Below are 13,851 nucleotides of genomic sequence, written 5' to 3' on the forward strand. Positions count from 1 at the left end.
AGCACGCCGGCCGACGAGACCGAACAGTTGGCCTGCCGGACGTCCAACCGGTGCCCGGCGAACGCGGTGAACTCGCTGTTTTTGAGCCATTCGAAGAACATTCCGCGGGAGTCGCCGTGGATGGTCGGGGTGATCTCCCAGGCGCCGGGTATGTCGAGTTCGCGAACCTTCACTGACCACGCTCCTCGTAGCGGGCTTCGGCGCCGTCCTTGAGCGGCCGCCACCACGATTCGTTGTCGCGATACCAGTCGATGGTGGCTCGCAGGCCCGCCTCGAAGTTGGCATGCTTTGGCGCCCAACCTAATTCGTTGTACAACGACGACGGGTCGATGGCGTACCGCAGGTCGTGGCCGGCCCGGTCGGTGACGTGGTCGAAGTCGTCGGGGTCGCGTCCCATCATCTGCAGGATCATGCGCATGACCGTCAGGTTGTCGCGCTCGCCCTCGGCGGCGATCAGGTAGGTGCGGCCGTTGTCGCCCTTCTCCAGAATCCGCCGCACCGCGCTGTTGTGGTCCTCGACGTGGATCCAGTCGCGGACGTTGGCGCCCGCGCCGTACAGCTTCGGGCGGCGCCCGGTCAGCACGTTGGTGATCTGGCGCGGGATGAACTTCTCCACGTGCTGATACGGCCCGTAGTTGTTGGAGCAGTTGGAGATCGTCGCGTGCACCCCGTAGGACCGCACCCAGGCCCGGACCAGCAGGTCGCTGGCGGCCTTGGTCGCGGAGTAGGGGCTCGACGGGTTGTACGGCGTGGACTCGGTGAACCGCTGCGGGTCGCCGAGCTTCAGGTCGCCGTAGACCTCGTCGGTGGAGATGTGGTGCAATCGCACTCCGTGCCGCCGCACCGCCTCGAGGAGGGCGTAGGTTCCGACCACGTTGCTCCGCAGCGACGTGGTCGGGTCTTCCAGTGAGTTGTCGACGTGGGTCTCGGCGGCGAAATGGACCACCGCGTCGGACTCGGCGACCAGCCGGCTGACCAGCTCGGCGTCGTTGACGTCGCCTTCGACGAACCTGATCGAGTCCTCGACGCCGGCCAGCGACTCGCGCCGGCCGGCGTAGGTCAGGGCGTCGAGCACCGTCACGGAATCTTCGGGGTGTTCGCGCACGGTGCTGTGCACGAAATTGGCGCCGATGAAGCCGGCGCCGCCGGTGACCAGTAGCCGCATGGCCTAAGACCCTAGCCGAGTGGACGGCTCAGCCGAGGGGAGTCGGCCCCAGCGGTCCGGCCAATTCGCTCAGGGCCGGCAGCAGGGTCTCTTCGTTCCACCCACCCAGCACTTGGATCGCCACGTGATCGGCGTCAGCCTGCAGGTGTTCGCCCAGGCGGTGCGCGACCGTCCCGGGGGTGCCGTAGGCCACCACAGCGTCGATCAGCCCGTCGCTGCCGGGCTTGCTCACGTCGGCCTCGGTGAACCCCATCCGCAGCCAGTTGTTCACGTAGTTGCTCAGGCCCAGGTAGTGCTCCACGGTCCGGCGGCCGACCGCGCGGGCCTCCTCGGCGTCGGTGGTCAGCACCACCTTGCGCTCCGGGGCCAAGAACACCGCATTGCCAACCAGGTCGCGCTCGTGGGCGATGGGCCCTGTTCGCAATCCCCGGCTGGATTTTGGCGCGGGCTCGATGAGCGGGTATCGTGGACCAGCGGTGCGACATTCGCGCCGGCTTTCTGCGTGCCCTGCCCTAGGAATTTCCTGTCACCGGCTCACGTGTGAAGACCGGGTGACGCTGCGCCGATGCGGGTGGACCGAGAACGACGCCTGAAGACGATAAAGACGAGGATTTCTGAAAAGTCATGGCCAAGAAGGACGGTGCCATAGAGGTCGAGGGCCGCGTGGTCGAGCCCCTGCCCAATGCGATGTTCCGCATTGAGCTGGAGAACGGCCACAAGGTGCTCGCCCACATCAGCGGCAAGATGCGTCAGCACTACATCCGCATCCTGCCCGAGGATCGGGTCGTGGTGGAGTTGTCGCCCTACGACCTGTCCCGGGGCCGCATCGTGTACCGGTACAAGTGACGAAGCCCGAACCCCAGCAACACGAAACCCAGCAACGACAGAACAGGATCGACCGGCCGTGAAGGTGAACCCGAGCGTAAAGCCCATCTGTGACAAGTGCAGGGTGATCCGCCGGCATGGGCGGGTCATGGTGATCTGCTCCGATCCTCGCCACAAGCAGCGTCAGGGCTGATCCCTCCGGCTCCTGACGTACCCGACAACTGAATGCAGACTCCCCAGCACCAGTGAGCGGCTGGCATCGATGTCGTGATGAACCGCTCATCCACGCCCGGACGGAGGCCGGGCCCCACCCCGAACTGTCGGGGGCGGGAACGGGCTGGGACCAGACCTCCGCCTAGAAAAAGAGGAAACGCCACCTATGGCTCGACTAGTCGGCGTCGATCTGCCGCGCGACAAGCGCATGGAGATCGCCCTGACCTACATCTACGGCGTCGGCCGGACCCGCTCGAACGAGATTCTGGCGGCCACCGGCATCGACAAGGACCTGCGCACGCGGGACCTGACCGACGACCAGCTGACCCACCTGCGTGACTACATCGAAGCCAACCTGAAGGTGGAGGGTGACCTGCGCCGCGAGGTTCAGGCCGACATCCGCCGCAAAATCGAGATCGGCTGCTACCAGGGCCTGCGGCACCGCCGCGGCCTGCCGGTGCGCGGCCAGCGGACGAAGACCAACGCGCGAACCCGGAAGGGCCCCAAACGCACCATCGCAGGCAAAAAGAAGGCCAGGTAGAACCCGATGCCACCAGCAAAAAAAGCGCAGGCAAGCTCCGCCAAGAAGGGGCAGAAGATCCGCCGTCGGGAAAAGAAGAACATCCCGCATGGTGCGGCTCACATCAAGAGCACCTTCAACAACACCATCGTGACGATCACCGACCCGCAGGGCAACGTCATCGCCTGGGCGTCGTCTGGCCACGTCGGCTTCAAGGGGTCCCGGAAATCGACCCCGTTCGCCGCCCAGCTTGCCGCCGAGAACGCGGCGCGCAAGGCTCAGGAGCACGGCGTGCGCAAAGTCGACGTCTTTGTCAAGGGCCCAGGTTCGGGCCGGGAGACGGCGATCCGGTCACTGCAGGCCGCCGGTCTGGAGGTCGGCGCGATCTCCGACGTCACCCCCCAGCCGCATAACGGCTGCCGTCCGCCGAAGCGCCGTCGGGTTTAGGAGAGAAAAGTAGATGGCTCGTTACACCGGACCCATGACCCGCAAATCGCGCCGGCTGCGCACCGACCTTGTCGGTGGCGACCAGGCGTTCGAGAAGCGTCCCTACCCGCCCGGCCAGCACGGCCGCGCGCGGATCAAGGAAAGCGAATACCTGCTGCAGCTGCAGGAGAAACAGAAGGCCCGCTTCACCTACGGCGTGATGGAAAAGCAGTTCCGCCGCTATTACGAGGAGGCCGTGCGGCAGCCCGGCAAAACCGGTGAGGAGCTGCTGCGGATCCTGGAGAGCCGGCTGGACAACGTCGTCTACCGCGCCGGCCTGGCCCGTACGCGGCGGATGTCACGCCAGCTGGTCACGCACGGCCACTTCAGCGTCAACGGCGTGCACGTCGACGTTCCCAGCTACCGGGTCTCGCAGTACGACATCATCGATGTGCGGGACTCCTCGCTGAACACGGTGCCGTTCCAGATCGCGCGGGAGACCGCGGGTGACCGCCCGATCCCGAGCTGGCTGCAGGTGGTGGGGGAGCGCCAGCGGATCCTGATCCACCAGCTGCCGGAGCGGGCGCAGATCGAAGTGCCCCTGACCGAGCAGCTGATCGTCGAGTACTACTCGAAGTAAGGACATCCCGCACCCACGGGTGCGGACCCCCGGAGCCGCGACCGCGGCGACGGACCACCTGAGCGGCATCAAATAGCGGGTGCCGAGAAGGAGAAGAAGAAACACCATGCTGATCTCCCAGCGACCCACCCTGTCCGAGGAAGTCGTCGCCGACGACCGGTCCCAGTTCGTCATCGAACCGCTGGAGCCAGGATTCGGTTACACCCTGGGCAATTCTCTGCGCCGTACGCTGCTGTCGTCGATCCCCGGCGCAGCCGTGACCAGCCTTCGCATCGACGGTGTGCTGCACGAATTCACCACCGTGCCCGGTGTCAAGGAAGATGTCACCGAGATCATCCTGAACCTCAAGAGCCTGGTCGTGTCCTCCGAGGAGGACGAGCCGGTCACGATGTACCTGCGCAAGCAGGGCCCGGGTGAGGTCACCGCGGGAGACATCGTGCCGCCCGCCGGGGTCATCGTGCACAACCCCGAGATGCGCATCGCCACGCTCAATGACAAGGGCAAGCTCGAGGTCGAACTCGTCGTCGAGCGTGGCCGCGGCTATGTCCCGGCGGTGCAGAACCGAGTCTCCGGCGCCGAGATCGGCCGCATCCCGGTGGATTCCATCTACTCGCCGGTCCTCAAGGTGACCTACAAGGTGGACGCCACGCGCGTCGAGCAGCGTACCGACTTCGACAAGCTGATCCTCGACGTGGAGACCAAGAGTTCGATCAGCCCCCGCGACGCCCTGGCGTCGGCGGGTAAGACGCTGGTCGAATTGTTCGGCCTGGCACGCGAACTCAACGTCGAGGCCGAGGGCATCGAGATCGGGCCGTCGCCCGCCGAGGCCGATCACATCGCGTCGTTCGCGCTGCCGATCGACGACCTGGACCTCACCGTGCGGTCCTACAACTGCCTCAAGCGCGAGGGTGTGCACACAGTCGGCGAGCTGGTCAGCCGCACCGAGTCGGACCTGCTCGACATCCGCAACTTCGGTCAGAAGTCCATCGACGAGGTCAAGATCAAGCTGCACCAGCTGGGTCTGTCGCTCAAGGACAGCCCGGCCAGCTTCGACCCGTCCGAGGTTGCGGGTTACGACGCGGCCACCGGCACCTGGTCCAGCGAGGGCGCCTACGACGACCAGGACTACGCCGAAACCGAACAGCTTTAGGTCCCTCCGGTGACGATGCGGACCCGCTGAGGAGCCGGACAACTGCACTGAGATTCATCTAGACAGGAGCGTCAGCAATGCCCAAGCCCACCAAGGGTCCGCGCCTCGGCGGGTCGTCGTCGCACCAGAAGGCCCTCCTGGCCAACCTGGCCACGTCGCTGTTCGAGCACGGCCGGATCAAGACGACCGAGCCGAAGGCGCGTGCCCTGCGGCCCTACGCGGAGAAGCTGATCACGCACGCCAAAAAGGGCACGCTGCACAACCGTCGAGAGGTTCTGAAGAAGATCCGCGACAAGAACGTCGTGCACGCCCTGTTCGAGGAGATCGGTCCGTTCTTCGCCGACCGCGACGGCGGCTACACCCGCATCATCAAGGTCGAGGCGCGCAAGGGCGACAACGCGCCGATGGCCGTGATCGAGCTCGTGCGGGAGAAGACGGTGACGTCCGAAGCCGACCGGGCGCGGCGGGTGAAGGCCTCGAAGGCTCAGGAGGCTCCGGTGGCGGCCGCGGCGGCTCCGCGGGCGGCCGTCGATCCGGAGGGGGCTGTCGGCCCGACTGCCGAGGACGTCTCGGTGTCCGCGCCCGAAGCCGCCGACGAGTCCGATGAGGCCGCCGACAGTTAGCGACGACGTCCGGCTGCGGCTCGACATCGCCTATGACGGAACCGAATTCGCGGGCTGGGCAGCACAGGTGGGGCAACGCACCGTCGCCGGTGTCCTCGACGAGGCGCTGACGACCGTCTTCCGCACGCCGGTGCGGCTGCGCGGCGCCGGCCGCACCGACGCCGGCGTCCACGCAAGCGGGCAGGTGGCCCACGCTGATCTGCCCGCCGCTACGCTCCCCAACGCCGAGTCGCGTTCGCGGCGGGCCGGCGAGCCGGAGTTCCTGCCGTTGCTACGACGGCTCGGCCGGTTCCTGCCCGCCGATGTGCGCGTGCTCGAGATCAGCCGCGCACCATCGGGTTTCGACGCCCGGTTTTCGGCGCTGCGTCGGCACTACCGCTACCGGTTGTCCACGGCGCCCTACGGGGTCCAGCCGCAGCAGGCCCGCTACGTGACGGCCTGGCCGCGCCTGCTGGACCTCGAGGCGATGACCACCGCGTCACGAGACCTGTTGGGACTGCACGACTTCGCCGCTTTCTGCCGGCACCGGGCCAACGCCACCACCATCAGGGACCTGCAGCGGTTCGAGTGGTCCCGCGAGGGTGATGTGATCACCGCAGACGTCACCGCGGACGCGTTCTGCTGGTCGATGGTGCGGTCCCTGGTCGGGGCGCTGCTGGCCGTCGGCGAACACCGCCGCCCGGCTTGCTGGTGCCGCGAGCTGCTCGCCGCCACCGTCCGCTCCAGCGATTTCGCGGCCGCGCCGGCGCGCGGGCTGACGCTGATCGGCGTCGACTATCCACCCGAGGGCCAACTGGCCGAGCGGAATTCGGTCACCCGCGACATGCGCACACCCGGCTGAGCCGGCCTGCGCTGGAGTTCACAGCTTGCCGGCGGCGAAGCCGGCGGCCTGATCCACCAGGCCGGAATCGATGTAGGCCGGCTGGAAATGGGACGGCCAGTTGGTGCCGTTCGAGCAGATGGGGTCCCCGGTCGCGCACTGGTCGATGGTCTTGCCGGCGAACGCGGGGCTGACGTTGCTCAGGGGTCCGACGATCCGTCGGGTGCCGTTGCCGAACAACGCGACGGCCGCGATGTGGTCGGCCATCGCCGGTGGCAGGGGATTGGTGAAGCCGAACGCCGGTTTGGGCACCGCGATCACGAGGTCGGCGGCTGCGGCGCCCAGTGAGTAGCCGCCGAGCACCATGCGCGTCTCGGGGCAGCTGTGGGCCATGGATTGGACGTGCGCACTCATGTCGTCGGCGCCCGTGGCGGGGCTGATGTCGGCGGGGTAATTCACCCCGTAGGACGCGATCGTCATTGTCGGCAGCTTGGGCCGCAACGCGTTGACGAACGCGTTTCCCACGTAGCCGGGACCGGGTGGCTCCTCTCGGCCCCGCGCGAAGACCACTTCGGCGCCCGGGCAGGGCGCCGCCGCCGTCGGCCCGGGCGCCACCCACGGCGCGATCAGACCGGCAGCCGCGCCGAACGAAGCGGCGCCCAGCAGGCTCGCCAGCCTGCCGCCCACACTGGGCCTGGCGCCCGGACTGTGGTGGGGCAAAGGGTCACCCGCGCAGAGCCGCATGGGCCGATGGTAGCGACGCGACCGGTCGGCTCAGCCGGCGACCGCCGACGGTTCCGCAATCGTTATCGGCGCCGCGTCAGTAGGCGACGGAAACCAGGTCGGTCGCGGGCGACAGCGGAGATGACAGGGTCGGCGAGGACATGTTGCCCGTTATCGAGGGGCCGGGCCCCGGTGGTACCGGGCCTGCCGGTGTCTGCGGCCCGGGCGCCTGCGGGGAGGGGCCGAAGGCCGGCACCTGCGGCCCGAACCCGGGCACCTGCCGGCCGGTCCCCACCAGCAGCTTGGACGCCACGAAAGCCGCGGCCTGGGTGGTGTACACGGGGACATAGCCCTCGGTGTGCCCGGTCCACTCGTTGCCGGGGCCCGCATGGCAGATCGGGTCGGCGGGGTTGCACAGGTCGATCACCTTGGAACCGAACAGCGCACTCTGGGCGCCCAGCGATCGTCCGGACCGGTCGGCCACGTCGCCGAACACGGCGACCGCGGCGATGTTCTTGGCGTACTCGGGGGGCAGCGAACTGCCCCAGCTGATGCCGCCGAGGGGGACCCCGCCCACGATGTCGATGACGTCGGCGCCCTGCGAGTAGCCACCCAGCACCAGCCTGGTGCCCGGGCAGGACGACGCCGTCGACTTGACGTGCGAGATCACGTCGTTGGCGCCGTCTCCGGTGTGGATCTGCAACTTGCTGGCGTTGTAGTTCACCGCATACGTACCGATGTCGAGGCCGCCGGTCTGCTGGCGCAGCGAGTCGACGAAGGCTTCGCCGACCCGGCCGATACCGGGCGGCTCGTTGGTTCCGCGGGCGAAGATGACCTGCGCGTCGGGGCAACTGCCGGCCGAGGCGACCGGCACGGCGACGGCAGCGGTAGCCAGACCTGCGGCACCGGTCAGAGCTGCGGCTCCCAGGCGGGCCCAGCGCCCCCCGACCGCGCGGCGCCCGCCAACGGGCCCCGTGTGCGGTGCGGAATCATGCGTCGATTTTAGCCGCCACCAGGCCAGCAGGCACCCGTCGCAGCTGTGGATGGACTGTGCGCGGACACCGGCGGACGGGATTACCGTGAAGTCCGGCGCATGGGGGGCGGATCGTGGGGAGACGCGGAGAAGGGTGGGGACGGGGTGTCGGACCGGTCGACGACGGCGCTGCGGGCCAGCGGCTATCGGTTTTTGCTGCGTCGCGTCGAACGTGCCCTGCACGGCGGCCGGTCGGTGCCGGCGCGGGCGGCGCCGCTGACCCTCGGCTGGGCCCTGGCGGCGGTCACCGTGTTCGGCTGCGCCCTGGTGGCCGCCCTGCGGCCGCAGGCGGACTTCGACCGGGCGCGGATCGTGATAGCCCGGGAATCCGGCGCTCTGTACGTCCGCATGGGCGAGATCTGGCACCCCGTGCTCAACGTGGCTTCTGCGCGGCTGATCGCCGGCGCACAAGCCCGCCCGCAGCTGGTGTCCGAGTCGGATCTGCGTCGCACCAAACGCGGTCCGCTGCTTGGGATTCCTGGCGCACCGGCGCTGATCGGAGCGGCACTGTCCGCGCAGGAGTCCGGGTGGGCGGTCTGTGACAGCCGAGAGTCCGGCAGCCCGACCACGACGGTCGTCGTCGGGCGGGCCGACGCCTGGGCGGACGGTCGCCTGCCGGTCGGGCGGGCCATCCTTGCCACCCCCGGCCCGGGCTTGCCCGCCTATCTGCTCTACGAGGGCCGCCGGGCCGTGGTGGATGTCTCCGACGCCGCCGTCGTCCGGGCGCTCAGATTGGAAGGGCGCAGGCCGCGGGCCGTCTCCCCGTGGTTGCTGAACGCCGTCCCCGAGTCACCGTCGATCACGGTGCCGCGAATCGGCGGAGCGGGCAGCGAGTCGGCGGGCGTCCCTGGTTTTCCGGTCGGCGGTGTGCTGCGCATCACGCGCGGCGGCAGCGAGGAATATTACGTGGTGTTGCCGGCCGGGGTGCAGCGCATCGGCCGGGTGGCCGCGGATCTGCTGCGTCTCGACGACTCGCACGGGACCACCGACGTCCGTACGGTGGCGCCCGACGTGATCCGTGCCGCTCCGATCGTGACCACGCTGCCCGTGGGAGGCTTTCCCGACCGGGCGCCCGATCCGGCCGACGCCGGCGGCACCGTGTGCGTCGTCCAGGAGCCCGAGGCGCCGGCGGGGTACGTGGGGATCGTGACGGGGCAACGCCTTCCGCTGCCGCCCGGGCAGCTGCCGGTGACGCTGGCGCAGGCCGACGGGAGCGGTCCTGCGCTCGACGCGGTCTATCTGCCGACCGGCCGCAGCGCCTACGTGCGGGGCCCCCGGGACACCGACCGGTACCTGGTCACCGACACTGGGGTGCGCTTCGCCGTCCGCGGCGACGACGCCGAGCACGACCTCGGTCTGGCGGCGCCGGTTCCGGCGCCATGGCCGATGCTGGCGGCGCTGCCGTCGGGACCGGAACTCAGCCGAGCAGGCGCATCAGTCGCCCGCGACGCCATCGGCGGGTCCGTCGGGCTCGGTCCGGGCCCTGGTGCGGGCGGCCTGGGCGGCCACGGCGGCGGCCAGCGCGGTCAGGCAGACCGCCGCGCCGCCCAGCGCGATGCCGTGACCGTCCCGCTTCGGTGAGGGCCCCGGGGCGGGTGCCGGTATCGGCGATGGTGCCGGTCTGGCCACGCGGTCGGGCACGCCGGAATCGGTGCTGACGGCGGCCAGGGCATCGACTGTCCCGTGGCCGACGAGCGGATCGCGGCCGGCGGCCGGGTGATGCGCGGTCGACTCGATGCGCCGCATCACCTGCCGCGCGGTCAGCGCCGGGAACCGGGCCCGGATCAGTGCCGCGACCCCGCTGACGACCGGTGCGGCGAAGCTGGTGCCCGACACTTCGCATCCGAGCGGGTTGACCCGCTCGCCCGTCGCCGCGACGTCCACCCAGGGGCCGGCCAAGGTGAACGGCGAGGGCGCCCCTTCGGAGTTCACCGATCCGACCGTCAGAACATAGTCGTCGTACCAGGCGGGACTGACCGCGACCGTGACGTCGTCCCAGGTGGCATCCGGACGTTGGGCGGGGCATTGCGCACCCCCGCCGGTGTTGCCCGCCGCGGCCACGACGACGGCGTTCTTCACGTCGACCGCATAGGCCAGCGCGGCGCCCAGCGCCCGGTCGTCGAGCGTCGCGGAGGCCGGAACACAGGCGACCGAGGAGATGTTGATGACCGATGCGCCGAGATCGGCCGCCGTCCGCACGGCTTTGGCCAGCGTGTCGACGTCCCCGACGCCGGAGCGGGACCGCTCGGAGACCGGTGCGAACTTCGCGCTGGACTGGCGGATGCTGATCACCGTGGCCTCGGGTGCGATTCCGCCCGTGCCCGTGGCATCCGTCGCGGCCGCGATCATCGCGGCCACCAGGGTGCCGTGGGCGTCGCAGTCCGCGGCTCCGTCACCGGTTGACACGTAGTCGCCTCCGGGCACCACGGCACGCAGCCGGGGGTGCCCGGAGACGCCGGTGTCGATCACCGCGACGCGTTGCCCGGCCCCGCGGGTGAGCTGCCAGACCCTGGGCAGGTCGAGGTCGGCGAGGGGGTCGGTGTCCGGGGCGGGACCGGTCGTGAGCACCGCGCACACGTCGTGCTGCACGGTCGGCCGTGGCGGAGCCGGCCGGGCCGGCGCCGGCAGCCACTTGTCGTCCACTTGCGGCGGTGAAACCGCATGGGCGCCCGGCATTCCGAATTGCCACAGCGCCACCAGGGCCGACACCGCCAGCAGCCGCCCGGCGCGGGACGCCGTCACGGGACGTGAATTCCGCGAACGGCGCCGTAGACGCCGCAGATCCAGCACCCCATTGGCGCCATGGCAACCACCGCAAGACGTTCCAGCATCCCGAGGCCGCGGCGCAGCGGGGGCGACAGCGACAGCTCCGGGGCGGCAAAGCGCAGGGACAACGCCGCCGCGGCGGCCAACAGGACCGCCGCCGCGGCGATCCACGGTCTCTGCCCGGTAGCGCTGATCGCCACTTTTCCGACAACTGTTGTGAGCGTGACAAATCCAGCGGTGGCCAGTGGCAAAGCCCTGCCGCCGGCCGCCGTGTGGACCCTCGACAACAGCAGCGCGCCGGCCACGGTGGCGAAGACCAAGCGGGCCAGATTCGGCCCGCCGGCCAGCACGGTGACCACGGCGCCGACGGCGGCCGAGGAGGAGAACGCGCCGACCAGGCCGGTCAACCAGCGGTCGGCGCGCACTGCCGCGGCACCCACGCCGTCGCTCTCGGGCACCACGGCATCCAGGCGCGGTGACAAGCCCGCCAGCAGGAGGGACATCCGCCCCGACGCGTCGAGCAGGCCGAGGGATGCCAGCGCGGTCACCGCGCCGACGGCGGCCGGCGGGGCCGCGGTCAGCACGCCCACGAACGCGGCGGCGCCCATGACCGTCGCCGCACCCGCCATCGCGATGAATGTCACAGCGCCACAAGCCGATGCGCGCATCGACAGCACCGAAGTGACCCCGGCCGTCGACGCGGCCAGCAACACGCCCGGCAGGCCCGGGTCGCCGGGAACGGCCAGGAAGCCGGCGATCGCGGCGAAGACCGTGCCGGTCACACCCAGCGCGAGCGCAGCGGCGGGGTCCCGATACACCCGCCGCGCGAGCGCTCCGGCCAGCACGGCGACGACGCCTGCCGCGGCCGCCACGGCGGTGGTACCGGTGTGGCCGGCCGACCCGTTGCCGCTGAACGTGTTCTGAACCAGAGCAAGCGCGCCGATGCCGGCCAGGCCGGCCGCCGAGATCGCACCCGCGGTACGGGCCGCATGGCGGCCGTCAAGCCGGCCCTCCGGGCCGAGCGCCGCCGAGACGGCCTCGGCGAGGTCGTCGTGGCGCGTCACGGGCGCCGCCGGCGCGCGCTGGCCGAGAACGAGAACGGTTCCGTCGCGGATGCCGTTCTGCGCCAGTGTGGTCGGACCGGGCAGCGCGGTCCGGCCTACCGGTGAGAGCAGGTAGCTCGTCGCCGCCGCAGCGCCGGCGGGACCATGCAGGATGTCGACGATCGACGGGATCAGGGCTGCCACGGGCACGCGGGCGGGCAGCGTCAGGTCCGCGGCTCGGGCTCCGGCGTGAACGCATACCCGGCACCATTCGTCAGATGCAGGCATCACGACCCCTTCGCTCGAATCACAGGCACATTAACCGGTTTCGTATTTCCTCGCGTTCGGCTGTCCACAGGTGACTTGCCGCCCGCTTGGGCGCTGCCTAGCGTTCCCGACCGTGGGAGGATCGCGATGACGGACGACTTTGTGCCCACGGCGCGGCGACTTCCCCCGGCGGTCGCGGAGGACGACATCGTCGTCGATGCCCCGCCCGGCCTGCCGGCCCGCGCGTCGTCGGGAGCGCTGCTGCGGCTGCTCCCGCTTGTCACGTCGGTGGCGGCCACGGGAGCCATGGCGGTGTCGTCGCTGCAGGGGCCGGGCGCGGGCCGCAACCCGGTCTTCCTGGCATTTCCGGCGATGATGCTGCTCTCCGCCCTGACGACGGTGATCGCGGGTCGGGGGCGCCGCGGCGACATCGACGCCGACCGGACCGGCTACCTCGAACACCTGGCCACTCTGCGCCTGGCGGTCACCGAAAAAGCTGCGGCACAACGGGTGGCGCAGCTTTGGCTCCATCCGGACCCGGACACGTTGTGGACGCTGATCGGCGGTCCGAGGATGTGGGAGCGGCGGGTCGCCGACGCCGATTTCTGCCTGGTCCGGGTCGGAGTCGGTATCCGGCCCCTCGCCGCCCGGCTGGTGGCCCCGGAGGCACCGTCCGGGAGGGCAGCAGACCCGGTGACCACCGCGGCGATGCGGCGGTTCGTCGACACCCACGCTGCGGTCGCCGATGTGCCGATCGCGATCGGACTGCTACCCGGGGAAAGGCTGACCCTCCGCGGTGACCCGGCGGCGGTGCGCGGTCTGCTGCGCGCCATCGTCTGTCAGCTGGCAGTGCTGCATGCCCCGGATCGGCTGCTGATCGCCGGCGCGGTCGGCGACCACGTCCGCGTCCACTGGGATTGGCTGAAATGGTTACCCCACAACCGACATCCCGCCAGCACCGACGCCCTGGGGCCCGCCCGCATGGTGTATTCCAGTGTTTCCGAGGCGCTGGAGGCGCTGGGCTCGGTGCGGGGCTCGCGGCAGGCGGTGGTGATCGCCGACGTCGACGACGACGTCGCCGCGATGCCCGGTGTCATCACCCTCGCGGTCGGCGGTGCGCGCGACGGGACGCCGGTGACGATCACTGGGGACGGCGACACGCAGACCGTCGCGCGCCCCGACCGACTCGACCCCTTGGGTGCGCTGACCTGTGCGCGCCGGCTCGCCGCCTACCGGATCGGTGCCGACGGTCGGTTCGGGGACTCCGGGTGGCTGGGGCTGGCCGGGATCGTTGACATCGCCGACTTCGACCCGACCCTGCTGTGGCGCAGTGCCGGCGAGCATGAGCGGCTGTGCGTGCCCATCGGTGCCGGGGCCGACGGCGCGCCGCTGCGGCTCGACATCAAGGAGCCCGCCGAGGGCGGGGTCGGACCGCACGGTCTGTGTGTGGGGGCCACCGGTTCGGGAAAGTCCGAACTGCTGCGCACCGTCGCACTGGGAATGATGGCGCTGCACTCACCGGCCGTGCTCAACCTGCTGCTCGTCGACTTCAAAGGGGGATCAACCTTTCTGGACATGGCAGGTGCTCCCCACGTCGCGGCGGTCATCACCAACCTGGCCGACGACGCGCCGCTGGT

General features: G+C 70.2%; 15 protein-coding genes and 2 pseudogenes. 10 read left to right on the forward strand and 7 right to left on the reverse strand.

Going from position 1 to position 13,851, the window contains the following annotated elements; translation table 11 throughout:
* The 3 genes and pseudogenes from ACOJVU_RS00440 to ACOJVU_RS00450 all read right to left on the reverse strand — a co-directional run.
* On the reverse strand, nt 1-173 hold a 173-nt coding region (locus ACOJVU_RS00440; protein ID WP_421527984.1), incomplete at its 3' end, for a dTDP-4-dehydrorhamnose 3,5-epimerase family protein.
* On the reverse strand, nt 170-1,165 hold the full coding sequence (rfbB, locus tag ACOJVU_RS00445) for a dTDP-glucose 4,6-dehydratase (protein ID WP_421527974.1): 996 nt from the start codon (nt 1,163-1,165) through the stop codon (nt 170-172). The genes rfbB and ACOJVU_RS00440, both read right to left, overlap by 4 nt.
* Before the next feature lie 28 nt (nt 1,166-1,193).
* Nucleotides 1,194-1,565: pseudogene (locus tag ACOJVU_RS00450) on the reverse strand (LLM class F420-dependent oxidoreductase); the annotation flags it as partial.
* 224 nt (nt 1,566-1,789) lie between these two features.
* Between ACOJVU_RS00450 and infA the strand changes: the two are divergent.
* The 8 genes from infA to truA all read left to right on the forward strand — a co-directional run bounded on the left by infA (nt 1,790) and on the right by truA (nt 6,403).
* Entirely contained in the window at nt 1,790-2,011 is a 222-nt protein-coding gene (infA, locus tag ACOJVU_RS00455) for a translation initiation factor IF-1 (protein WP_003418601.1), read from the forward strand.
* A gap of 58 nt (nt 2,012-2,069) precedes the next feature.
* Nucleotides 2,070-2,183, forward strand: coding sequence for a 50S ribosomal protein L36 (rpmJ, locus tag ACOJVU_RS00460; protein ID WP_003879483.1), 114 nt, complete (start codon nt 2,070-2,072; stop codon nt 2,181-2,183).
* A 186-nt stretch (nt 2,184-2,369) separates the two neighbouring features.
* A complete protein-coding gene (gene rpsM / locus ACOJVU_RS00465) occupies nt 2,370-2,744 on the forward strand; it encodes a 30S ribosomal protein S13 (protein ID WP_369740391.1) in 375 nt (124 codons plus the stop codon).
* Between the two features lie 6 nt (nt 2,745-2,750).
* Nucleotides 2,751-3,170, forward strand: a complete 420-nt coding sequence (gene rpsK / locus ACOJVU_RS00470) for a 30S ribosomal protein S11 (protein WP_421527975.1) — start codon at nt 2,751-2,753, stop codon at nt 3,168-3,170.
* 13 nt (nt 3,171-3,183) lie between these two features.
* Nucleotides 3,184-3,789, forward strand: coding sequence for a 30S ribosomal protein S4 (gene rpsD, locus ACOJVU_RS00475; RefSeq protein WP_421527976.1), 606 nt, complete (start codon nt 3,184-3,186; stop codon nt 3,787-3,789).
* A 106-nt stretch (nt 3,790-3,895) separates the two neighbouring features.
* A complete protein-coding gene (locus tag ACOJVU_RS00480) occupies nt 3,896-4,939 on the forward strand; it encodes a DNA-directed RNA polymerase subunit alpha (protein WP_421527977.1) in 1,044 nt (347 codons plus the stop codon).
* A 77-nt stretch (nt 4,940-5,016) separates the two neighbouring features.
* Nucleotides 5,017-5,562 carry a 50S ribosomal protein L17 gene (rplQ, locus tag ACOJVU_RS00485; RefSeq protein ID WP_421527978.1) on the forward strand — a complete coding sequence of 182 codons (546 nt, stop codon included), beginning with the start codon at nt 5,017-5,019 and terminating at the stop codon, nt 5,560-5,562.
* Complete coding sequence (truA, locus tag ACOJVU_RS00490; protein ID WP_421527979.1) at nt 5,543-6,403, forward strand: tRNA pseudouridine(38-40) synthase TruA; 861 nt, start codon at nt 5,543-5,545, stop codon at nt 6,401-6,403. Before rplQ ends, truA begins: the two co-directional genes overlap by 20 nt.
* Nucleotides 6,404-6,421: 18 nt before the next feature.
* Here the strand turns inward: truA and ACOJVU_RS00495 are convergent, their stop codons facing one another.
* Entirely contained in the window at nt 6,422-7,126 is a 705-nt protein-coding gene (locus tag ACOJVU_RS00495; protein ID WP_421527980.1) for a cutinase family protein, read from the reverse strand.
* Between the two features lie 76 nt (nt 7,127-7,202).
* Nucleotides 7,203-8,033 (reverse strand): cutinase family protein, encoded by an 831-nt coding sequence (locus tag ACOJVU_RS00500; RefSeq protein ID WP_421527985.1) that lies wholly within the window; start codon nt 8,031-8,033, stop codon nt 7,203-7,205.
* Nucleotides 8,034-8,198: 165 nt separating this feature from the next.
* On the opposite strand from ACOJVU_RS00500, the pseudogene eccB reads away from it, so the two are divergent.
* Nucleotides 8,199-9,623, forward strand: a pseudogene (gene eccB / locus ACOJVU_RS00505) (type VII secretion protein EccB); the annotation flags it as partial.
* On the opposite strand, the gene mycP reads toward eccB, so the two are convergent.
* Nucleotides 9,573-10,880, reverse strand: a complete 1,308-nt coding sequence (mycP, locus tag ACOJVU_RS00510) for a type VII secretion-associated serine protease mycosin (RefSeq protein WP_421527981.1) — start codon at nt 10,878-10,880, stop codon at nt 9,573-9,575. The pseudogene eccB and the gene mycP sit on opposite strands and share 51 nt — an antisense overlap.
* Nucleotides 10,877-12,235 carry a type VII secretion integral membrane protein EccD gene (gene eccD, locus ACOJVU_RS00515; protein ID WP_421527982.1) on the reverse strand — a complete coding sequence of 453 codons (1,359 nt, stop codon included), beginning with the start codon at nt 12,233-12,235 and terminating at the stop codon, nt 10,877-10,879. The genes mycP and eccD overlap by 4 nt, the downstream gene beginning before the upstream one ends.
* Before the next feature lie 126 nt (nt 12,236-12,361).
* On the opposite strand from eccD, the gene ACOJVU_RS00520 reads away from it, so the two are divergent.
* The coding region (locus ACOJVU_RS00520) for an FtsK/SpoIIIE domain-containing protein (RefSeq protein ID WP_421527983.1) at nt 12,362-13,851 on the forward strand (1,490 nt) is incomplete at its 3' end.

This window comes from Mycobacterium sp. THU-M104 (assembly GCF_049197365.1).
GTDB lineage: Bacteria > Actinomycetota > Actinomycetes > Mycobacteriales > Mycobacteriaceae > Mycobacterium.